This window comes from Kitasatospora sp. MMS16-BH015 (genome assembly GCF_002943525.1).
GTDB lineage: Bacteria > Actinomycetota > Actinomycetes > Streptomycetales > Streptomycetaceae > Kitasatospora.
Map to the genome: position 1 here is coordinate 7,970,488 of NZ_CP025394.1, position 20,144 is coordinate 7,990,631.

Below are 20,144 nucleotides of genomic sequence, written 5' to 3' on the forward strand. Positions count from 1 at the left end.
GTCGGGGCCGTCAGCCGAGGTGGGCCCAGAGGAAGCTGAGGGTGCGCTGCCAGGCGATCCGGGCCTGGAGGCCGTCGTAGTTGCCGAGCGGGTTCTCGTCGTTCATGAAGGCGTGCCCGGCCGGGTAGAAGTGGATCTCGGGGCGGAGGTCGGTGGCCTCGCCGATCCGGATGGCGGCCTCGTCCACGGCGGCGACGGGGAGGGTGCGGTCGCGTTCGGCGAAGTGGCCGAGCACGTGGGCGGTGAGGCCGCGGTAGTCGAAGTCGGGGTCGCCGGGCAGGCCGTAGAAGGGGACGGCGGCGGCCACCCTGTCGCCCTGCTGGGCGGCGAGGGTGAGGGCGAAGCCGCCGCCCATGCAGAAGCCGACCACGCCGACCGCGTCGCCGACCGTCTCGGGCAGGTCGAGCAGGAAGTCGACGGCGCCGGCCAGGTCGCGGGCGGCCCGCTCGACCGGGAGGGTGCGCTTGAGCTCGGCGGCCCGGGCGCCGTCGTGGGTGGTGGTGCCGCCGTAGAGGTCCGGGGCCAGGGCGACGAAGCCCTCGGCGGCGAAGCGCTCGGTCATGGTGGCGATGTGGCTGGTGAGGCCCCACCACTCCTGGATCACCACCAGGCCGGGGCCGAGCTTGCCGGGCGGCAGCGCGAGGTGGCCGTGGGCCGTGCCGCCGCCGCTGGGGAAGGTGACGTTCTGTCGGGGGTTCGGGTCGGGGAGTTGGTCGGTGCCCTGGGCGGCGTCGGTCATCAGCCCATCTCCTCCAGCGCGCGGCCCTTGGTCTCCTTGATGCAGAAGGCCACGAACGGGATGGAGAGCAGCGCGAAGGCCGCGTAGATGACGTAGGTGGCCGAGAGGTTCCAGTCGGCGAGGTCCGGGAAGGTGACGGTGATCGCCCAGTTGGCGATCCACTGGGCCGAGGCGGCCACCGAGAGGGCCAGGGCCCGGATCTTGTTCGGGAACATCTCGCCGAGCAGCACCCAGACCACCACGCCCCAGGAGAAGGCGAAGCAGAGCACGAAGACGTGGGCGGCGACCAGGGCGGTGGTCGCGTAGCTGTTGGCCAGGGTGGCGGTGTCGCCGGTGCCGACCCGGTGCGAGAAGGCCCAGGCGGCCAGGCCGAGCGAGAGGGCCATGCCCACCGAGCCGGCCAGGGCGAGCGGCTTGCGGCCGATCCGGTCGACCAGGGCGATCGCGATCACGGTGCCGATCACGTTGACGATCGAGGTGGAGAGGCTGATCAGCAGCGAGTTGGACTCGTTGATGCCCACCGACTGCCAGAGGAAGGAGGAGTAGTAGAAGATCACGTTGATGCCGACGAACTGCTGGAAGACCGAGGCGCCGATGCCGATCCAGACGATCGGCAGCAGGCCGAACCGGCCGCCGAGCAGGTCCTTCAGGCGCGGCTTGTGCGCGGTGTCGAGCACCGAGCGGATCTCCGCCACCCGGGCGGTCAGGTCGACGCTCTCGCCCTCCACGTCGCGCAGCACCTTGCGGGCCTGCGCCTCACGGCCGTTGGCGATCAGGAAGCGGGGCGACTCGGGGATGGCGAGCGCGAGGCCGCCGTAGACCAGGGCCGGGATGGTCTCCACGCCGAGCATCCACTGCCAGGCCTGGATGCCGCCGAGGTGGCCGGTGGAGTCACCGCCGGCCGCCTGGTTGAGCGCGTAGTTGGCCAGCTGGGAGACGGTGATGCCGAGCACGATGGCCAGCTGCTGGAAGGAGGCGAGCCGGCCGCGGTAGGCGGTCGGGGCCACCTCGGCGATGTAGGTGGGGGCGATCACCGAGGCGATGCCGATGGCGACACCGCCCATCACCCGCCAGAATCCGAGCACCTGCACGCTGGGCGGGAACATCGAGCCGACCCCGCTGATCGCGAACAGGGTGGCGGCCAGCAGCATGGTGCGGACCCGGCCGAACTGGTCGGCCAGCTGGCCGGCCACCACCGCGCCGGCCGCCGAGCCGAGCAGGGCGATGGCGACCACGAAGGCGGTCTCGCCGTTGCCCACGCCGAAGTGCTTCTGGATGCCCGTCACCGCGCCGTTGATCACGGCGCTGTCGTAACCGAACAGGAAGCCGCCCATGGCGGCGGCGGCCGAGATGAAGACGACGTGGCCCAGATGGGCCTCCGCACCCGACCGGGTTGGGGAGAAGGTGGACACGGCGAGCTCCTGACGGTGCGGCGGCCCACCCTCTCGGCCGGATGGACAAGGCTCCGGCCTCCCATTGCAGCAGCCTGACACCCCGTCCGCGCGCCGGGCCGCCGCGGCCTGCCCCCGTTTTACCCGGACGGCCCACCGACCCGGGGTCAGGCGGTGGGCGGAGCACCGGGAGCGTGGTCGGAGACCGCGACCAGCAGGATCCGGGTGTCGGGGTCGGTGCTCCGCCAGCGGTGCCGCACTCCGCCCGCCAGGTAGAGGGTGTCGCCCCGGTGCAGCTGGTGGTGGTGCCCGTCGGCCTCGACCTCGGCCGAGCCGTCGGCGACGTACATCAGCTCGTCGCCCTCGTGGCGGAACTCGCGGTCGCCCGGGTGGCCGCCGGTGAACTCCAGGGCGTGCAGGCGGCGGCGGCCGCGCACCAGCGGCCGGACCCCGGCCTCCGGGGCCAGGCCCGCCTGTTCCCCGGACCGGACCAGGTCGACCCCGCGGTCGACCTCCTCGGCGGCGGCCAGGAGTTCGACCGCGGTGGTCTCCAGCCCGTCCGCGATCAGTTGGAGGGAGCGCATGCTCGGGCGGGCCCGTTCGTTCTCCACCTGGCTGAGGAACGGCGCGGACAGCCCGGTGCGCCCGGCCACCTGGTCCAGCGTCAGTTCGAGCGCCCGCCGTCGGCGGCGGACCGCCCCGCCGAGCCGCGGCTGCTTCGGCCCGCCCCCGGTGGCCCGCGCTCCAGGCTCCGCACTGCTCATGATCACGCCCCTTCCCGCCGCCACCCTACGTCGCCCCGGGCAGGTTTCGTACGGCTGCAACAGGCCCGTCACATGACGCTCCTACGATCAAAAAAACTTTGATTTCATCAAAAGAACTTTGACAGGAGTGATCGATGCCCCGCGTCGACCAGAACCAGCGCCGCCGCCGGGGGACGGGGCTGATCGCCCTGGACCCGGATGCCGCGTTCCCCGGCTACACCCTCTACGCCCCGCTGACCGGCGGCGGCGAGGTCCACCTGGTGGACCTGCACGGAGTGACCGCCCACCGGTGGCGCCTGCCCTACCGGCCCGGGCGGCACGCCCGGCTGCTGGGCGGGGCGCTGGCCTACAACGGCGTCCTCCCGGGGGAGGACTCGCTCTTCCCGATGTGGCACAAGTACCGGGGCGGGGTGATGCTCCGCGCCGCACCCGACGGCACGGTGCTGTGGGAGCACCGCGACCCGCGCCAGCACCACGACGCGCAGCACCTCGACGGCGGCGGGGTGCTGTACGCCGGGGTCGAGCCGCTGCGGGGGCCGGCCGCGGAGTCCGTCCTCGGCGGCGTCCCCGGCTCGGAGGCCGGCGGCACGACGGTGTGGGCCGACACCATCACGGAGGTGGGGGAGGACGGCGCCGTGCGCTGGCACTGGCGGGCCGCCGACCACCTGGACCGGGCCGAGTACCCGCTGCACCCCGACTACGCCCGGGAGCACTGGCCCCTGGTCAACAGCGTGACCCCGCTGGCCGACGGCAACGTGCTGGCCAGCCTGCGCAGCGTCTCGGCGGTGGTGGTGATCAGCCGGGCCACCGGGGAGGTGCTCTGGCGCAGTGCGCCCGGCACCCTCGCGCAGCAGCACCACCCCACCGAGCTGGCCGACGGGCGCTTGCTGGTCTTCGACAACGGCGTCTTCCGCCCCGGCCACGACGTGCCCTTCTCCCGGGTGGTCGAGATCGACCGGGAGAGCGGCGAGGTGGTGTGGGAGTACCAGGACCCGGCCCGGGAGTCCTTCTTCGCGCCCTTCATGGGCTCCGCCCAGCGGCTGGCCAACGGCAACACCCTGGTGACCGACTCGCCGGCCGGGCGCCTCTTCGAGGTGACCCCGGAGGGCTACCTCTGCTGGGAGTACGTGATCCCGCAGTTCGGCGCCTACACCGAGAACGAGGTCCGCAAGCTCTTCCCCGCCGAGCCGAACGCCGTCTTCCGCGCCTACCGCTACGCCCCCGAGGAGATCCCGTGGCTGACGGGCCGTCCGTGACCGCCGAGCAGCGCCCGGCCGTGGCCGCCGCCGAGGTGCGGCCGCCGCTGCGGCGGCTGCTCCCGCTCGCCCTCCAGCACGTGCTCGCCATGGCGGCGGCGCCGGTGGCGACCGTGTTTCTGATCGCGGCTCCGCTGCACCTGACGCCGAGCCAGACCTCCTCGCTGCTGGGCGCCGCGCTGGTGCTCTCCGGGGTGGGGTCGGTGCTCCAGTCGCTGGGTGTGCGGGGCTTCGGCGCCCGGCTGCCGTTCGTGATGCTGCCGGGCGGGGCCGCCACCGCGCTGTTCGTCCAGATCGGGCGCGACCACGGGCCGGCCGTCGCCTCCGGCTCGGTGCTGCTGGCGGCGGCCCTGCTGCTGGCCGTCACCCCCTGGTACCGCTGGGTGGTCCGCCTCTTCCCGCCGGCCGTCATGGGCGTGACCGTCCTGCTGGTGGGGATCTCCATGGTGCGGGTCACCGCGCAGCTGCTGACCGGCCCGGGCGGCAGCGCGGCCCCCCGGACCCTGGGCGCGGCGGCGCTCACGGTGGCGGTCATCCTGCTGGCCCACCGCTGGCTGCGCGGCGCCTGGCGGCAGTCGGCGGTGCTGATCGGCCTGGTCGGCGGCACCGGGCTGACGGTGGCCCTCGGGCTCGGCAGCTTCGCCCCGGCCACCGGCGCGGGAGCGGCGCTGCCGCGGCTGATGCCGTTCGGCACCCCGGTGCTGGACCTGCCGGCGGCCCTGCCGCTGCTGCTCTTCAGCCTCACCTCGCTGGCCGAGGCCACCGGGCAGACCGTCCTCAACAGCGAGGAGCCGGACCTGCGCCGGGACGTCCCGAGGCTCGCCCGCGCCGATGCGCTGGTCTCCCTGCTCGGCGGGTTCCTCGGGACGCCGACCATGGTGACCAGTGCCGAGAACATCGGGATCAACCGGCTCACCGGAGTCCGCAGCCGCCACGTGACGGCCGGGGCCGGCTGCCTGCTGATCGTCGCGGGTCTGATCCCGCCGCTGTCGCGGCTGGTGGCGGGGCTGCCGCCGGCCGTGGTGGCGGGAGCGGCGCTGGCCGTCTACGCCGTGATCACGGTGATGGGGGTGGAGATGCTCGGCAAGGCCCGCTGCTGGGAGGGCCCGGACGCGCTGATCGCGGGCCTGGCGGTCACGGCCGGGCTGCTGCCGGTGGTGACTCCGGCGCTGTACGGGGCCTTCCCCGGCTGGATCCGCCCGGTGCTGGGCAGCGGCGTGGTGATGGGCACCCTGACCGCCGTCCTGCTGCACGCCCTGCTCGCCACCGCCCGGACGCACCGGAGCGGGGCCGGGGCCGCCCCGGCCTGAGCGGCCGGGGTGGCCGCTCAGCCGGTGCGCCGGTCGAGGCGGCGCAGCAGCTGGGTGCGGGCGGCGGCGTCGAGGGGGCAGCCGCGGGCGGCGAGCTGGTCGGCGATGGCGGCCTGCTGCTCCGGGGTCTTCTTGTCGTCGTACTTGAACTTGGCGTCCACCCGGTCGATGGCCAGGCGCAGGCCGCGGATGCCGGAGAGCTGGGGGCCGAACGGGGCCTGGCCGGGGACGACGCGGTCCTCGGGGGTCTCGGGCTGGAAGTGGGCGAGCTGGCGGTTGAGGATGTCGGCCTTGGCCTGGGCGCCGTCGACGAGTTCGGCCGTGCAGTGGAAGTGGACGGCGGTGTAGTAGCTGGTCGGGGTGCCGGGCTCGCCGCGCCAGTGGCCCGGGGCGAAGGCGTAGTCGCCGGTGACGCTGAGGGTCACGTGCGGGTCGGCGCGCAGGGCGGCCCAGATCGGGTTGGGGGTGGCCAGGTGGAGCAGGATCTCGTCGCCGTCGAGGAGGAAGTGGGTGGGGACGAGCACCGGGCCGCCGCCGGCCGGCGCGTTGGCGGCCAGCAGGCCGAAGTCGCGGCCGGCGGCGATCCAGCCGCGCCACTCCTCTTCGGTGCCCCGGTCCCAGGTGCGGATCAGCATGGTGGTGGCTCCTCAGACGGTGTGCAGGTAGGCGGGCAGGGCGACGGTGGTGTACGGACTCGGCTCGGGGGTGCCCTGGACGGTGGCCACGGGCAGCACGCCGGCCCAGTACGGGAGGTCGTGGTCGGCCTCGTCCTCCTGTACGCCGCCGGCCCGGGCCTTGGCGGAGACCTGGTCCAGGCGGAGCCGGACCACGGCGGTGGCGGCGATCTCCTTGGCGCTGGGGCGGCGCACGTCGCCCGAGCGGCCCGGGACCACCTGGTCGACCAGCGCGTCCAGCGCGACGGCCAGCTCGGCGGGGTCGGTGACCTGGTGGGCGGTGCCGTGGGCGACCACCGAGCGGTAGTTGACGGAGTGGTGGACGGCGGACTTGGCGAGCACCAGGCCGTCCACCAGTGTCACCGTGACGCAGACCGCCAGGCCCTCGTCCTCGCCGGCGCCGCGCAGCGGGCGGCTGCCGGTGGAGCCGTGCAGGTAGAGGCGGTCGCCGACCCGGGCGTACAGGGTGGGCAGCACCACCGGCGCGCCGTCGGCTATGAAGCCGAGGTGGCAGAGGAAGGTGCTGTCCAGGACCGCGTGGATCGCCTCGCGCTCCCAGCTCGCGCGGTCGCGGTACCGGGTGGGGGTGGTGCGGTCGGTGCGGGAGTAGGGGGCAGCGGTGTCCGACATGACAGCCTCTATGTACTAGTGCATAATTGCTTTTGTGCTAGGAGACTATCGGATCACAGGTCGGCGTGCCAATGAGATCGCGGCCGACATCGAGCGGGCCGTCGGCGCCGGGCGGCTCCAGCCCGGGGCGGCGCTGCCGCCGCTGCGCGACCTCGCGGGCGAGCTGGGGGTCAACCCCAACACCGTGGCCGCCGCCTACCGGCTGCTGCGCGACCGGGGCGTGATCGAGACCGCCGGCCGCAAGGGCAGCCGGGTCCGGCCCCGGCCGGTCACCACCCCGCGCGACCAGGTCCGCATCCCGGTGCCGCCCGGCGCCCGCGACCTCTCGCTGGGCAACCCCGACCCGGCGCTGCTGCCCGCCCTGGCCCCCGCGCTGGCCGTCGCGGCCGCCACCGCCGACCGCACGCCGGTGCTCTACGGCGCCCCGCCCGCCGACCCCGCCCTGCTCGCGCTGGCCGGCGCCTCCTTCCGCGCCGACGGCGCCCCCGAGGGCGAGCTCGCCGTCTGCTCCGGCTCGCTGGACGCGATCGAGCGGGTGCTCACCACCCAGCTGCGCCCCGGCGACACCGTGGCCGTCGAGGACCCGGGCTGGGGCAGCCTGCTCGACCTGCTGCCCGCGCTGGGGCTGCGCCCGGTGCCCGTGCTGCTGGACGACGAGGGCCCGCTGCCCGCCTCGCTGGCCGAGGCGCTGGCCGCCGGGGCCCGGGCCGCCGTGGTCACCGTCCGCGCGCAGAACCCGACCGGCGCCGCGCTGACCGCCCGGCGGGCCGCCGAGCTGCGCGCGGTGCTCGCGGCCCACCCGGAGACGGTGCTGATCGAGGACGACCACGGGCACGGCATGGTCGACCAGCCGTACGAGTCGCTGGCCGTCGGGCCGGGCGGGGTGCTCACCCTGGCGCGCTGGGCCGTGGTGCGTTCGGCCTCGAAGGCGTACGGGCCGGACCTGCGGCTGGCGGTGATGTGCGGCGAGCCGGACGTGGTGGCCCGGGTGCTCGGGCGCCAGCGGCTGGACACCGGCTGGGTCAGCCTGCTGCTCCAGCACACCGTGGCCGAGCTCTGGCGCACCGACGCGGCGCCGGCCGGCCGGGTGGCCGCCGCCTACCGCGAGCGGCGGGCGGCCCTGCTGGCCGCGCTGGCCCAGCGGGGCATCCGGGCGCACGGGGAGAGCGGGTTGAACGTCTGGGTGCCGGTGCCGGAGGAGTCCGGGGTGGTGGCGGCCCTGGTCCAGCACGGCTGGGTGGTAGCGCCCGGGGCGCGGTTCCGCCTCCAGTCGCCGCCCGGGGTGCGGATCACCGTGGCGGAGCTGAGCCCGGCCGAGGCGACGCGGCTGGCGGCCGACCTGGCCTCGGTGCTCGGCTCGGCGGTAGGGCACTCGCGGCTGAGCTGAGTGCCGCCCGGATCGAGTTGATCTTCAACTCGGCGCGGTGCGTGTGGGGTTGGGCACGGAGTGCTGCGTTACCGGTGGTACGGACTAACGGGGGCGTACTCATCGGTAACGCAGCGAGTTTTCCGTGTGAGATACCTAGCGGTAACAAGCGCGCGCATGTCACATTCATCGCGCCACCGGCCGGCGGCCCCACCCTCACCCGAGCCTCTCCGACCCCACGCGGGGAGGCCGTCCGCAGGAGTTCCGCCGTGCTCACTTCCCCCCGAAGAAGCCTCAGTCGCACCGTCCTCCCGCTGCTGGCCGCCGGCGCCCTGGCCGTGCCGGCCGTCGCGCTCGCCACCCCGGCCCACGCCGCGACCGGCCCCACCGCCAGTGTCGCGATGGGCGACAGCTACATCTCCGGCGAGGCCGGCCGCTGGAAGGGCAACGGCGACGACACCGCCGGCAGCCGGGACGGCACCGACCGTGCCTGGAACGGCAGTTCGTACAATCCGGCAGCCGTCTACGGAGCCACCTACGCCAGCGGGTGCGACCGCTCGGACGGCTCCGAGATCCGCACCGCCGGCATCGCCCAGACCCAGCTCAACCTGGCCTGCTCGGGCGCCGTGACCGCCAACGTGCTCCGCGCCGCCGACGGCGGCCAGTCGTACAAGGGCGAGGCCCCGCAGGCCGACCAGCTGGCCGGGGTGGCCGCCGCGAACAACGTCAAGCTGATCACGCTCTCGATCGGCGGCAACGACCTCGGGTTCTCGGACGTGATCACCACCTGCGCCAAGGATTATTTGATCTGGTACTCCTATTGCCACGACGACCAGCAGGCCGCGATCGACGCCAAGATGGACTCGGCGATGGCCGGGGTGGCCCGGTCGATCGAGTCGATCCGTACGGTGATGGCCAACGCGGGTTACGCACAGGGCAGTTACCGCCTGGTGCTGCAGTCGTACCCCTCGCCCATCCCGCGCAGCAGCGAGATGCGCTACCCCGAGAGCGGCTGGAGCCGGGCCTCCACCGGCGGCTGCCCGTTCTGGGACGAGGACGCCGACTGGGCCCGGGACACCGTGATCCCGGAGATCTCCGACCACCTGGCCGCCGTGGCTTCGGCCGAGGGCGCGGAGTTCCTGGACCTGCGGGACGTGTTCCAGGGCCGCGAGGTCTGCTCCACCTCCGCCCGGATGGCCACCACCAGCTCGGCCCCCTCCGCCAGCACCAGCGAGTGGGCCCGCTTCGTGGACGCCGGGATGAGCGCCAGCCAGGGCACCGTCCAGGAGTCGATGCACCCCAACTACTACGGCCAGCAGGCCCTCGGCCGCTGCCTGAGCCTGGAGTACGCCAGCCCGGGCAACCACGCCTGCCGCAACACCCCCGGCCGGGACGGCTCCGGGATGTACCTGGGCTGATTCAGCGACGGACGGCGCCGCGCAGCAGCTTCCCCTCGGTCGAGAGCAGGCCGGTGCGGTAGTCGAAGCGCGGCGTCGCCGCGAAGAGCAGGTAGAGGTACTTGAAGTTCTCCGCGAAGAGGTAGCCCGGGGTGAGATCGCCCAGGTGGATCGGGGAGGTGGTCACGTCGCGGGCCACGGTGTAGCCGCCGGGCACGCGCTGGCCGGAGCGCAGGCCCTGGAAGTAGCGGTAGGCGGTCTGCTTGAACTCGGCCTCCCCGGTGAGGCGCCAGAGGTCGAGGGCGGAGTTCGCGTACTCGGGGCGCAGGTCGTTGCGGGTGTCCAGGACCTGGCCGGAGTCGTAGTCGAAGACCTCCGGCAGCACCGGGTAGCGGTCCAGGGTCAGGCTCCAACTGCGGTAGTACTCCCGGGCGGTGGCCAGGTCGCCGCCCTTGCCGAGCAGGCCGGCGTAGAAGGCGCCGAGCTCGGACTGCCGGCGGCCGGTGGTCTCGCCGGTGGCGTAGTCGACCTGGGCGAAGTAGAGGTGGCCGTTCGGCCGCTGGGCCTGGTGGCGCAGCACCGCGGCGGTCAGCATCCGGTACCAGCCGCGCAGCTCGTCGTCGGCGAAGAGCTCGGCGCCGGCCCAGAGGTACTCGTAGAAGGAGTCCACCGGCGGGTTGGGCGCGCAGGAGGTGGTGTCCGCCCAGCGGCCGGACTCCACGTCCAGGGAGGTGCCGAGCAGGTCGAGCGAGGAGCGGCGGGCCACCACCGCGCGGGTGGCCCGCTTGGCGCAGCTCCAGTACCTGTCGTCGCCGGTCAGGCGGGAGAGCAGGCCGAACTCGACCAGATTGGTGCCGAGTTCGGCCAGCGGGCTGACCGTGCCGGAGACCGCGCCGGTGCGCAGGTTGACGTACCGGTAGGGCAGCTCGGTCGGTGACTTGGTGAAGGCGGGCAGCAGGCGGTCGGCCAGCTGGCGGCAGCGGGTGAGCAGGGCCGGGCGGCCGGTGCAGAGGTAGCCCGCGAGCAGGCCGCCGACCAGGCGGATCACCGTTTCGAAGAGCTGCACCTCGGTGTCCTGGGCCGGGTCGAAGTGCTGCTCGATCCAGTCGGCGGAGAGCTTGACCTCCTCGTCCAGACCCATCAGCCACAGGGTGTCCAGCGCCTCGACGATGGAGAGCCCGAAGGTGTGGCCGTCGGCGAAGAAGTCGTGCCGGGTGCCGGAGACCGGCCGCACCTCGTCGTACCCCCAGGCGGCCCGCTTGTAGCCCTCCCAGGCGTGCCGGAACTCGGCCAGCACCTCGGCCGCCGCGGTGGCGTCGGCGGGCAGTCCGGCCGCCCGGGCGCCCGGGCCGGGGAGCACGGCGGTGGCGGTGGCAAGGCCGGCGGCGGCGCCGAGCAGGGTCCGGCGGCGGGGGTGGGGGAGCGGTCGCATGGCGCTGGAGGCTAGCGCCGGGGCGCGGCCGGGCCGAGCACCGGCCGGGTACGCGTGTCGGCGCTCCCGCCCAGGTCAGGACGGGAGCGCCGGAATGGGGCTGCCGGGTGGTTTCACCCGATCGGTGGGCCCGGATCAGCCCTTGGAGAGCAGCGACTGGGCGTGTGCGGCGACCTGGTCCTTGGTCAGGTAGGCGTCGGTGTACTCGAAGTCGCGCAGGCGGGCGGGCTGGCGGGCCAGGAATCCGGTGCGGACGAAGTCGTCGCCGGCCGTGGCGTTGAGCAGCCAGTTGGCGCCGACCCGGAACTTCGCCGAGTTGGTGCGCATGGCCATCAGGTGGTAGCCGCGGGCCACCAACTGGGCGGGTACGCCCTTGAGTTCGATGCCGATCGGCTTGGAGACGGCGTCCTTGCCGCCGAGGTCGACGACCAGGCCGAGGTCCTTGTGGTAGTACGGCTCCAGCGGCTGGTTGCGCAGCGCGGCGATCAGGTTGTTGGCCACCGCCTTGCCCTGGCGGGCCGAGTGCTGGGCGGTGGGCGGGCAGACCGCGCCGTCGCCCTTGGCCAGGTCCGGCACGGCCGCCGCGTCGCCGAGGGCGAAGATGCCCTCGAACTGCGGCACCCGCATCTCGGCCGTGACCGCGATCCGGCCGCGCACCGTCTCCGCGTCCAGGGTGTTGATCAGCGGGCTGGCCGCGACCCCGGCCGTCCAGATCAGGGTGCGGCTGGGCAGCACCCGGCCGTCGGTGAACTTGACCGTCTCGGCGCCGACTTCGGCCACCGAGACGCCGAGCGAGACGTCGATGCCGCGCTCGCGCAGGATCTTCATCGCGGTGGTGCCGAGCTTGTCGCCGAGCTCGGGCATCAGCTTCGGGGCGATGTCGATCAGGTGCCACTTGATCAGCTGCGGGTCGAGCCGGGGGTAGCGGCGGATCGCGGCCGTGGTGAGGCGCTGCAGGCAGGCCGCCGTCTCGGTGCCGGCGTAGCCGCCGCCGACCACCACGAACTGCAGCCGCGACTCGCGCTCGCGCTGGTCCAAGGTGGCCGAGGCCAGGTCGAGTTGGGCGATCACGTGGTCACGGACGTAGGCCGCCTCGGCCAGCGTCTTCATGCCGCGGGCGTAGTCGGTCAGGCCCGGGATGTCGAAGCTGCGGGTCACGCTGCCCGGGGCGAGCACCAGGTAGTCGTACTTCTCCGCCACCACCTCGTCGGTGATCTTGCGGACCACGCAGACCTTGGAACGCGGGTCCACCCCGATCGCGCCGCCCGGGATGATGTGGGTGCGGCGCAGCGAGCGGCGCAGCGAGACGGCCACCGACTGCGGGGTGAGCACGCCGGCCGCGACGTGCGGCAGCAGTGGCAGGTAGAGCTGGTAACTGAAGGGCGCGATCAGCGAGATCGACGCCTCGGAGGGGGCGAGCTTGCGTTCCAGGCGGCGCGCGCACTCGAGCCCGGCGAATCCGCCGCCGACGATCAGGATTCTCGGTCGCTCCATCGTCCATCCCTTACCCGTGCCAGCCCGTGCGCGGTACGCCCACGGGATACAGGACAACTCCTCGTCACCTTGGCACGGCCCCCTTGAGCCTGCCACCGCAGTGCCGCGCAGGGGGGACGCAAGGCCGGCTGAGGCGGTGTCGGGCGCCGGGGCGCGGGAGCGGGGGGAAAGGGTGGATAGGCTGGCCCGATGCTTCATGAGGTGACGGCGGTGCGGTACGTGACACCCCTGCGCGAGGGCGGGTCGATGCCCGGGCTCGTCGAGGGGGACGACCACCGGCTCTACGTGCTCAAGTGGGTCGGCGCGGCGCAGGGCCGCAAGGCGCTGATCGCCGAGGTGCTGGCCGGCGAGCTGGGGCGGGGGCTCGGCCTGCCGGTGCCCGAGCTGGTGCTGCTCGACCTCGACCCGGTGCTCGCGCGCAGCGAGCCCGAGGTGATGATCCAGGACCAGATGCGGGCCAGCGGCGGCGGCAACCTGGGCATGGCCTACGTCAGCGGGGCGCTCAACTTCGACCCGCTCTGCTTCGAGGTGGATGCGGAGCTGGCCGCCCGGGTGCTCTGGTTCGACGCGCTGATCGGCAACGTGGACCGCTCCTGGCGCAACCCGAACATGCTGGTCGCCACCGGCGGCCTGCGGCTGATCGACCACGGCGCCAGCCTGATCTTCCACCACCACTGGCCCGGGGCCCAGGGCTGGCGGCTGAAGCCCTACGACGCCTCCGACCACGCGCTGCGCCGGTCGGCCGGCCCGCTCGCGGCGGCCGAGGCCGAGCTGGCGCCGCTGGTGCCGGCCGCGCTGGCCGCCGCCGTGGCCGCGATCCCCGAGGTCTGGCTCGTGGAGGAGCCCGGCTTCGAGACGCCGGAGGCGGTGCGGGCCGCGTACGTCGAGCAGGTGACGGCGCGGTGGGAGGGGCGGTCGGTGTGGCTGCCGGAGCTGATCGAGCTGGTGGAGGTCGCGGAGTGAGCGGGTCCGTGGAGCTGTACGAGTACGAGTACGCGGTGCTGCGGGCGGTGCCCCGGGTCGAGCGGGGGGAGTGCGTGAACATCGGCGTGCTGCTCTACTGCCGGCGGCACGAGCACCTGGGCGCCCGGACCCACCTGGACCAGAGCCGGCTGCTCGCGCTCGACCCGGTGGCCGACGTGGCCGGCGTGCGGCGGGCCCTGCACGGCGTGGAGGCCGTCTGCGCGGGCGGCCCGGCGGCGGGCCCGGCGGCCGGGGACAGCCCGGGGCAGCGGTTCCGCTGGCTCACCGCGCCGCGCAGCGCCGTGGTGCAGCCCGGGCCGGTGCACACCGGGTTCACCGCGGATCCGGAGGCGGAGCTGCGGCGGCTGTTCGAGCAGTTGGTGCTGTAGTCGCTTCCGGGAGCGGGGGTGCGCCGGGGCAGGGGGCGCGCGGGAAGCTTGGGCGGGTCAAAGCTGGAGTCGCTTAAGCATGTGCGCGTACGCTGGGCTCATGGGCTCCACTCTCACCCCGGGTGTTCCGACCACTGCCGACCTGATGGAGGCGGTGGCCGCCGTCGGCACGGCGTACTTCCACGACTTCGCCGCCGCCGCGGCCCGGCACGGGCTGACCTCCTCGCAGGCCAAGGCGCTCAAGGCCGTGCAGGAGCCGGTGCCGATGCGGGCGCTGGCCGGCCGGCTCGGCTGTGACGCCTCGAACGTGACCGGCATCGTCGACCGCCTCGAGTCGCTCGGGCTGGCCGGGCGGGAGGCCGCCGCGGCCGACCGGCGGGTGAAGATCGTGACCATCACGCCGGCGGGCGCGCGGACGCTGGAGGCGATCCGGGCCGACATGACCCGGGCGCACGAGGCCTTCGGCTCGCTGGACGAGGAGCAGCGCGAGGCGCTGGGGCGGCTCTGCCGCCAGGTGCTGCCGCTGCTCACCGGCGGGCAGTAGTCGGCGGGCAGTAGCCGGCGCGGGCAGGCCTGCGGCGGGGTCGCGCGCGGGGTGGCTGAGCTGGACTGTTAGGCTTGCGAAGCGTGAGCGCGAAGCCCCAGATCCCCAATGTCCTGGCCTCCCGGTACGCCTCGGCGACCCTGGCGCACCTCTGGTCCCCCGAGCACAAGGTGGTGCTGGAGCGGCAGCTCTGGCTGGCCGTGCTGAAGGCGCAGCGTGACCTCGGCATCGAGGTGCCCGAGAACGCCGTCGCCGACTACGAGCGGGTCATCGACCAGGTCGATCTCGACTCGATCGCCGCGCGCGAGCGCGTGACCCGGCACGACGTCAAGGCCCGGATCGAGGAGTTCAGCGACCTCGCCGGCCACGAGCAGATCCACAAGGGGATGACCTCCCGCGATCTGACCGAGAACGTCGAGCAGCTGCAGATCCGCCAGTCGCTGGAGCACGTCCGGGCCCGCACGGTCTCGGTGCTGGTGCGCCTCGGCCGCCTCTCGGCCGAGCACGCCGAGCTGGTCATGGCCGGCCGTTCGCACAACGTCGCCGCGCAGGCCACCACGCTGGGCAAGCGGTTCGCCTCGATCGCGGACGAGCTGCTGGTCGCCTTCCGCCGCCTGGAGGAGCTGATCGCCCGCTACCCGCTGCGCGGGATCAAGGGCCCGGTCGGCACCGCCCAGGACATGCTCGACCTGCTCGGCGGCGACGCCGAGAAGCTCGCCGAGCTGGAGCGCCGGGTCGCCGGCCACCTCGGCTTCGAGAACGTCTTCACCAGCGTCGGCCAGGTCTACCCGCGCTCGCTGGACTTCGAGGTCCTCACGGCCCTGGTCCAGCTCGCCGCCGGCCCGTCCAGCCTGGCCAAGACCATTCGCCTGATGGCCGGCCACGAGCTGGTCACCGAGGGCTTCAAGGCCGGCCAGGTCGGCTCCTCGGCGATGCCGCACAAGATGAACACCCGGTCCTGCGAGCGGGTCAACGGCCTCGCCGTCATCCTGCGCGGGTACGCCTCGATGACCGCCGAGCTCGGCGGTGACCAGTGGAACGAGGGTGACGTCTCCTGCTCGGTCGTGCGGCGCGTGGCGCTGCCGGACGCGTTCTTCGCGTTCGACGGGCTGATCGAGACCTTCCTGACCGTGCTGGACGAGTTCGGCGCCTTCCCGGCCGTGATCGAGGCCGAGCTGGACCGGTACCTGCCGTTCCTGGCGACCACCAAGGTGCTGATGGGCGCGGTGCGCGCGGGCGTCGGTCGCGAGACCGCGCACGAGGTCATCAAGGAGCACGCGGTGGCGGCGGCGCTGGCGATGCGGGAGGGCGTGCGGGAGAACGCGATGCTCGACCGGCTGGCCGCCGACGAGCGGATGCCGCTGGACCGGGCCGCGCTGGACGCGCTGCTGGCCGACCGGATCTCGTTCACCGGGGCCGCGGGGGCGCAGGTGGACGCTCTCGTGAAGCAGATCGCGGAGGTTGCGGACCGGTATCCGGAGGCTGCTTCGTACGCTCCCGGGGACATTCTGTAGGTCCTGATTTGCGGGCGCGGGGAGGTGCGTGGTCGGTCGCGCAGTTCCCCGCGCCCCTTTCGCATGCCCTAGTCGAGTGGGGGGTTGGTGCTGTCGCAGTACCAGGTGCAGTCGGGGGTGGGGGCCGGCGTCCGGGGGTTGCGGATGGTGAGGGCGGCCAGGAGGGCTCCGGTAGTGAGGAGGGCGGCGCAGATGAGCATGGCGGTGCGGAAGGCCGCGTCCACCTCGGTGGGGACCTGGTAGGAGTCGCCGGAGAGGCCGGACAGGGCGGGGAGGGCGGCCACGGCGAGAAGGCCGGCGGCGCGGGCGGCGGCGTTGTTGACACCGCTGGCGATGCCGGCGCGGCGGTCCTCGACGGCGGCCAGGACGGTGGCGGTGAGCGGGGCGACCAGGACGGTCATGCCGCAGCCGAGGACCACCACGGCGGGCAGCACGCCCAGCCAGTAGGAGGAGCTCGGGCCGATCCGCAGCATCAGCAGCACCCCGGCCGCGCAGACCAGCGGCCCCAGGGTGAGCGGCAGGCGGGGCCCGACCCTGCGGCCGAACTGACCGGCCCGGCCGGAGAAGGCCAGCATCAGCAACGTGATGGGCAGCAGGGCGAGACCGGCGACCAGCGGGGCGAAGCCGGAGACGGTCTGGAGCTGGACCATCAGCAGCAGGAAGATCCCGCTGAAGGCGCCGTAGACGCAGAGCGTCACCAGGTTGACCGCCGTGAACAGGCGGGAGGAGAACAGCTCCGGCGGCAGCATCGGCTCGGGGCTGCGCCGCTCCGCCACCACGAAGGCCGCGCCCAGGAGGAGCCCGGCGACCCCGGCCAGGGCGGAGAACCCGCGCCCGCCCTCGGTGAGCGCGTAGGTGACACCGGTGAGGGCGAGGGCGGCGAGCACCGCGCCCCGGACGTCGAAGTGGCCGGAGGCCTGCTCGTCGCGGCTCTCGGGCACGTGGCGGGTGGTGACGGCGATGACCAGGGCGGCCAGCGGCACGTTGATCAGGAAGATCCATCGCCAGCCCGGCCCGTCCACCAGCCAACCGCCCAGGAAGGGCCCGACGGCGGCCGCGATGCCGCCGAAGCCGGACCAGACGCCGACCGCGCCCGAGCGGTCGTCCGGGTGGAAGGTGGCCTGGAGCATGGCGAGCGAGCCGGGGGTGAGCAGCGCGCCGCCGATGCCCTGGAGGGCGCGGGCGCCGATCAGCACGCCGACGTTCGGGGCCACGGCGCAGAGCGCGGAGGCGAGGGCGAACCAGGCGACGCCGATCAGGTAGATCCGGCGGCGGCCGAAGCGGTCACCGAGCGAGCCGCCGAGCAGGATCAGCCCGGCGAGGGTGAGCAGATAGGCGTTGACCGTCCACTGCAGGGCGGCGATCGAGGCGCCCAGGTCGGTGCCGATCCGGGGGAGGGCGACGTTGACGACGGTGCCGTCGAGCAGGGCCATCCCCGAGCCGAGCGTGGTCGCGGCGATCACCCAGCGCCCCCGCGCCGTGCCGAGGCGCAGGGCGCCGGCGTCCTGGTGCTGTTCGAGTCCCTTGGTCACACCCCCACCATCCTCCACGGCACCGCCCGGCGCACGCCGTTCGCCGGGCCTGCCTGACCTGCCGTCAGGCTCAGGGCCCCGCGTAGACGGTTTTGAAGGTGTAGTCGGTGAGCCGGGTGGGCCTGGCGAGCGTGACGCCGTGCTCGTCGACCATGGTGATGGCGTCGCCCGAGGTGAGCAGCCGGGTGCCGCTGGTGGTGTAGGCACTGATCTCGTCGAAGTAGACGACCCCGAACCGGGCCAGTGGGTGGAAGGGCTGGTCGAGGTCCCCGCGCGTGATCCCCGCGTTGATGGTGACGGCGGGCGGGAACCCCGTGTCCACGGTGGAGTTCATGGTCTGCAGCGAGGTCTCGTTGGCCAGGACGTAGTGCGCTCAGCCGGGCGGCTTGGTGTCGAGGCAGAGCGAACCGCTGATCACGTCGCCCGGCCGGACCGGGAGGTTGATCTGCCCGACGCTCTGCGCCCACAGCTGGCAGCTGACGTTCTGCGCCGTGTTCACCGTCATCTCCACGTGCAGGTCGAGGAAGCCGAGACCGACGAAGGTGTGGAAGTGGTTGACGCCAGCCGGGCTCGGGCTGAACTGCAGGTCGGGAACGGTCCAGGTGATGAACAGGGCGGTGAACGGGGCCGAGAGGCTGTCGAGGCTGTAGCCGCAGGACTCGATCGGGTCGGGCCCCAGGGCGCTCAGGGGCATTGCTTTCTTGGTGGCGGTGGCCGTGTCGGGCTGGGGCTGGAGGTGTTCGAAGCCCTAGTAGCGGCGTGCCTGTCGCGCCCACAGGGCGGCCAGCCCGGGTTGCGTCCGGGGGTCTGGCCATTGCGGCAGGCCGTGCCGCTCCAGGTCCGCCGGGCCGGCCGTGAACGGATCGAAGCCGCTCGGTGGAGGCGGCCGGAGCCGCTCCGGTCACCGGGAGGCCGGTGCGTGCGCCTTGTTGGACCACATGAGCTGGACCGGCACCTCGCTGCTGCCGTCCGTGAGTGCCACGAACCGGAAGACCCTGGTGAGGTCGGGTTCGGTCTCGCTGATGGGGAGATCGCCGATCTCGCCCCTGCCGGTCTCCGAGTACCAGCCGATCTTCGAGATGTCGTTCAGCCGGATGGCATCCTCCACATCGGGGTCGGTCCGTGCCTCGTTCAGCTCGTGGTAGAAGGTGGCGACGACGTTCGCCCAGGCGTGGTCCGCGTCGCCGAACACCGGAATGCCGTTGGCGCCCTCGGAGAACACCCCGACGGCGTAGTAGCAGGTGACGGTCTGGCCGTGCTGCGGCACGTGCACCGAGCCGTGGTAGCCGCCCAGCCCCACGGTCGAGTCGCTCGCGTCGTCGTCCACCTTGATCAGTGCGCGGGTGCGGCGGCCGTGGGTCTCCTCGTCACCGGCCGCCGGGCGGAAGCCCGGAGAGAAGTCGTCGACGAGGATGACCCCGCGCGGCAGCATCATGTTGACGACGCTCTGCGCGGGATCGTTGTCGCCCAGCACCCCGGCCGAGAAGAGCTCGGCGGCGAGTGCCTCCGCGTCGTCCTTGAAGAACCTCGACCCCGCAGGACGGGCCCCCTCCACCACGTCGGACGGCAGCATCGTGGAGGTGATCGGACCGTGGTAGTACTGGGCCATCACGGCCTGGAGCGTGGGGTCCGACATCGCGGCCTCGAGGGTCAGGTCGATGTTGTCGACGTCGCGCTTGTCCCAGGCCGCCGCGCCGCCGAGGAAGCGGTTGACGAAGACCAGGTCCGCGATCGTCCTCCCGCCGTGGGGTTTCAGGTCCCACTGCGGTCTCGGGTGGAAGCCGTCGGGCGTCGTCGTAGCCGCAGTGGCGGTGGCGGCCGTGTTCGGGGTGAGGGCTGCTCGCTGCTCGGCGTAGGCCCGGTGAAGCTTGGAACCGGGGCGCACCACGACGTTGAGCGGTCTGATTTCCCCGTGCTCGGAATGGAGCATGACAATCCCCTTTCTCCGTGAGTTGCCAGGGGTTGCCTCCTCGATCTCAGCCTGCCACCCTCCGCCGCCACCGCAACGCGGCGCGCCTGCGTGGGGTCAGGGGGGGTGGGGGCGCACACGGGGGGCGCATGTGGTGCGAAGGGTGTGCGCGGGATTGCCTGACGTGCCGTCAAGCGGAAGGCTGGGGCCGGGCCCACGGACGGTGGGCGGACGAACGGAGGGTGCTGGGGTATGGCTGCGAAGATCCTGATCGTCACGGGGGACGCGGCGGAGTCGCTGGAGGTGTTCTACCCGTACCAGCGGCTGCTGGAGGAGGGGTACGAGGTGCACGTCGCTGCGCCGAGCCGCAAGACGCTGCAGTTCGTGGTGCACGACTTCGTGGACGGCTTCGACACCTACACCGAGAAGCCCGGGTACACCTGGCCGGCCGACCTGGCCTTCGAGGAGGTGGACCCGGCCGAGTACGTGGCGCTGGTGCTGCCCGGCGGGCGGGCGCCGGAGTACCTGCGGAACAACCCCGAGGTGAAGCGGATCACCGCGCACTTCTTCGCGGCGGACAAGCCGGTGGCCCAGCTCTGCCACGGCCCGCTCATCACGCTGGCCGCCGGTGCGCTCGCCGGCCGGCGGACGGCGGCCTACCCCGCGCTGGAGCCGGACGTGGTGGCGGGCGGCGCCGGTTTCGTGGACGGGGACGCCGTGGTGGACGGCGTGCTGGTCTCTGGCCGGGCCTGGCCGGACCACCCGGGGTGGATGCGGGCCTTCGTGCAGGTGCTGCGGGAGAAGGCGCCGGTCGAGTAGCCCGGCTGCCGCGCCGGGGTG

The 20,144-nt window shown here is 73.3% G+C and carries 20 protein-coding genes; 9 read left to right on the forward strand and 11 right to left on the reverse strand.

From position 1 onward, the window contains the following. Positions 1–10: 10 nt before the first annotated feature. The 3 genes from CFP65_RS34255 to CFP65_RS34265 all read right to left on the reverse strand — a co-directional run bounded on the left by CFP65_RS34255 (position 11) and on the right by CFP65_RS34265 (position 2,894). Positions 11–739, reverse strand: coding sequence for a dienelactone hydrolase family protein (locus CFP65_RS34255; protein WP_104819823.1), 729 nt, complete (start codon positions 737–739; stop codon positions 11–13). Next, positions 739–2,073 carry a sugar porter family MFS transporter gene (locus CFP65_RS34260; RefSeq protein ID WP_371682559.1) on the reverse strand — a complete coding sequence of 445 codons (1,335 nt, stop codon included), beginning with the start codon at positions 2,071–2,073 and terminating at the stop codon, positions 739–741. Before CFP65_RS34260 ends, CFP65_RS34255 begins: the two co-directional genes overlap by 1 nt. A 224-nt stretch (positions 2,074–2,297) precedes the next feature. Beyond that, positions 2,298–2,894 (reverse strand): helix-turn-helix domain-containing protein, encoded by a 597-nt coding sequence (locus tag CFP65_RS34265; RefSeq protein ID WP_104821329.1) that lies wholly within the window; start codon positions 2,892–2,894, stop codon positions 2,298–2,300. 134 nt (positions 2,895–3,028) lie between these two features. On the opposite strand from CFP65_RS34265, the gene CFP65_RS34270 reads away from it, so the two are divergent. Together CFP65_RS34270 and CFP65_RS34275 are read left to right on the forward strand one after the other, a co-directional pair. Then, on the forward strand, positions 3,029–4,150 hold the full coding sequence (locus CFP65_RS34270) for an aryl-sulfate sulfotransferase (protein ID WP_104819825.1): 1,122 nt from the start codon (positions 3,029–3,031) through the stop codon (positions 4,148–4,150). Beyond that, complete coding sequence (locus CFP65_RS34275) at positions 4,129–5,460, forward strand: solute carrier family 23 protein (protein WP_254552715.1); 1,332 nt, start codon at positions 4,129–4,131, stop codon at positions 5,458–5,460. The genes CFP65_RS34270 and CFP65_RS34275 overlap by 22 nt, the downstream gene beginning before the upstream one ends. A gap of 17 nt (positions 5,461–5,477) precedes the next feature. Here the strand turns inward: CFP65_RS34275 and CFP65_RS34280 are convergent, their stop codons facing one another. After that, positions 5,478–6,095, reverse strand: a complete 618-nt coding sequence (locus tag CFP65_RS34280; RefSeq protein ID WP_104819826.1) for an FMN-binding negative transcriptional regulator — start codon at positions 6,093–6,095, stop codon at positions 5,478–5,480. A gap of 12 nt (positions 6,096–6,107) precedes the next feature. Then, a complete protein-coding gene (locus tag CFP65_RS34285; protein ID WP_104819827.1) occupies positions 6,108–6,764 on the reverse strand; it encodes a pyridoxamine 5'-phosphate oxidase family protein in 657 nt (218 codons plus the stop codon). A 34-nt stretch (positions 6,765–6,798) separates the two neighbouring features. On the opposite strand from CFP65_RS34285, the gene CFP65_RS34290 reads away from it, so the two are divergent. Both CFP65_RS34290 and CFP65_RS34295 read left to right on the forward strand, forming a co-directional pair. Further along, positions 6,799–8,151: an aminotransferase class I/II-fold pyridoxal phosphate-dependent enzyme gene (locus CFP65_RS34290; protein WP_104819828.1), complete on the forward strand. Its 1,353-nt coding sequence runs from the start codon at positions 6,799–6,801 to the stop codon at positions 8,149–8,151. A gap of 248 nt (positions 8,152–8,399) precedes the next feature. After that, positions 8,400–9,548, forward strand: a complete 1,149-nt coding sequence (locus CFP65_RS34295) for a GDSL-type esterase/lipase family protein (protein ID WP_254552716.1) — start codon at positions 8,400–8,402, stop codon at positions 9,546–9,548. A 1-nt stretch (position 9,549) separates the two neighbouring features. Here CFP65_RS34295 and CFP65_RS34300 read toward each other — a convergent pair whose 3' ends face one another. Together CFP65_RS34300 and CFP65_RS34305 are read right to left on the reverse strand one after the other, a co-directional pair. Then, complete coding sequence (locus CFP65_RS34300) at positions 9,550–10,959, reverse strand: glycoside hydrolase family 47 protein (RefSeq protein ID WP_104819829.1); 1,410 nt, start codon at positions 10,957–10,959, stop codon at positions 9,550–9,552. Between the two features lie 135 nt (positions 10,960–11,094). After that, a complete protein-coding gene (locus tag CFP65_RS34305) occupies positions 11,095–12,453 on the reverse strand; it encodes an NAD(P)/FAD-dependent oxidoreductase (RefSeq protein WP_104819830.1) in 1,359 nt (452 codons plus the stop codon). Positions 12,454–12,642: 189 nt separating this feature from the next. Between CFP65_RS34305 and CFP65_RS34310 the strand changes: the two genes are divergently transcribed. The 4 genes from CFP65_RS34310 to purB all read left to right on the forward strand — a co-directional run bounded on the left by CFP65_RS34310 (position 12,643) and on the right by purB (position 15,863). Then, entirely contained in the window at positions 12,643–13,416 is a 774-nt protein-coding gene (locus tag CFP65_RS34310; protein WP_104819831.1) for a HipA family kinase, read from the forward strand. Continuing rightward, complete coding sequence (locus tag CFP65_RS34315; RefSeq protein WP_104819832.1) at positions 13,413–13,805, forward strand: DUF3037 domain-containing protein; 393 nt, start codon at positions 13,413–13,415, stop codon at positions 13,803–13,805. The genes CFP65_RS34310 and CFP65_RS34315 overlap by 4 nt, the downstream gene beginning before the upstream one ends. Positions 13,806–13,905: 100 nt before the next feature. Continuing rightward, on the forward strand, positions 13,906–14,349 hold the full coding sequence (locus CFP65_RS34320) for a MarR family winged helix-turn-helix transcriptional regulator (protein WP_104819833.1): 444 nt from the start codon (positions 13,906–13,908) through the stop codon (positions 14,347–14,349). 83 nt (positions 14,350–14,432) lie between these two features. Next, positions 14,433–15,863: an adenylosuccinate lyase gene (gene purB / locus CFP65_RS34325; protein WP_104819834.1), complete on the forward strand. Its 1,431-nt coding sequence runs from the start codon at positions 14,433–14,435 to the stop codon at positions 15,861–15,863. A gap of 68 nt (positions 15,864–15,931) precedes the next feature. On the opposite strand, the gene CFP65_RS34330 is transcribed toward purB, so the two are convergent. The 4 genes from CFP65_RS34330 to CFP65_RS34345 form a co-directional block, all read right to left on the reverse strand. Next, positions 15,932–17,395, reverse strand: coding sequence for an MFS transporter (locus CFP65_RS34330; protein WP_254552717.1), 1,464 nt, complete (start codon positions 17,393–17,395; stop codon positions 15,932–15,934). A 70-nt stretch (positions 17,396–17,465) separates the two neighbouring features. Continuing rightward, complete coding sequence (locus CFP65_RS34335) at positions 17,466–17,729, reverse strand: hypothetical protein (RefSeq protein WP_104819835.1); 264 nt, start codon at positions 17,727–17,729, stop codon at positions 17,466–17,468. A 39-nt stretch (positions 17,730–17,768) separates the two neighbouring features. Next, the gene (locus tag CFP65_RS34340) at positions 17,769–18,089 is read right to left on the reverse strand and encodes a hypothetical protein (RefSeq protein WP_104819836.1); all 321 of its coding nucleotides are present in this window, start codon (positions 18,087–18,089) and stop codon (positions 17,769–17,771) included. Positions 18,090–18,296: 207 nt separating this feature from the next. Then, positions 18,297–19,325 (reverse strand): hypothetical protein, encoded by a 1,029-nt coding sequence (locus CFP65_RS34345; protein ID WP_104819837.1) that lies wholly within the window; start codon positions 19,323–19,325, stop codon positions 18,297–18,299. A 231-nt stretch (positions 19,326–19,556) separates the two neighbouring features. On the opposite strand from CFP65_RS34345, the gene CFP65_RS34350 reads away from it, so the two are divergent. Then, on the forward strand, positions 19,557–20,123 hold the full coding sequence (locus tag CFP65_RS34350; RefSeq protein WP_104819838.1) for a DJ-1/PfpI family protein: 567 nt from the start codon (positions 19,557–19,559) through the stop codon (positions 20,121–20,123). Positions 20,124–20,144 lie beyond the last annotated feature (21 nt).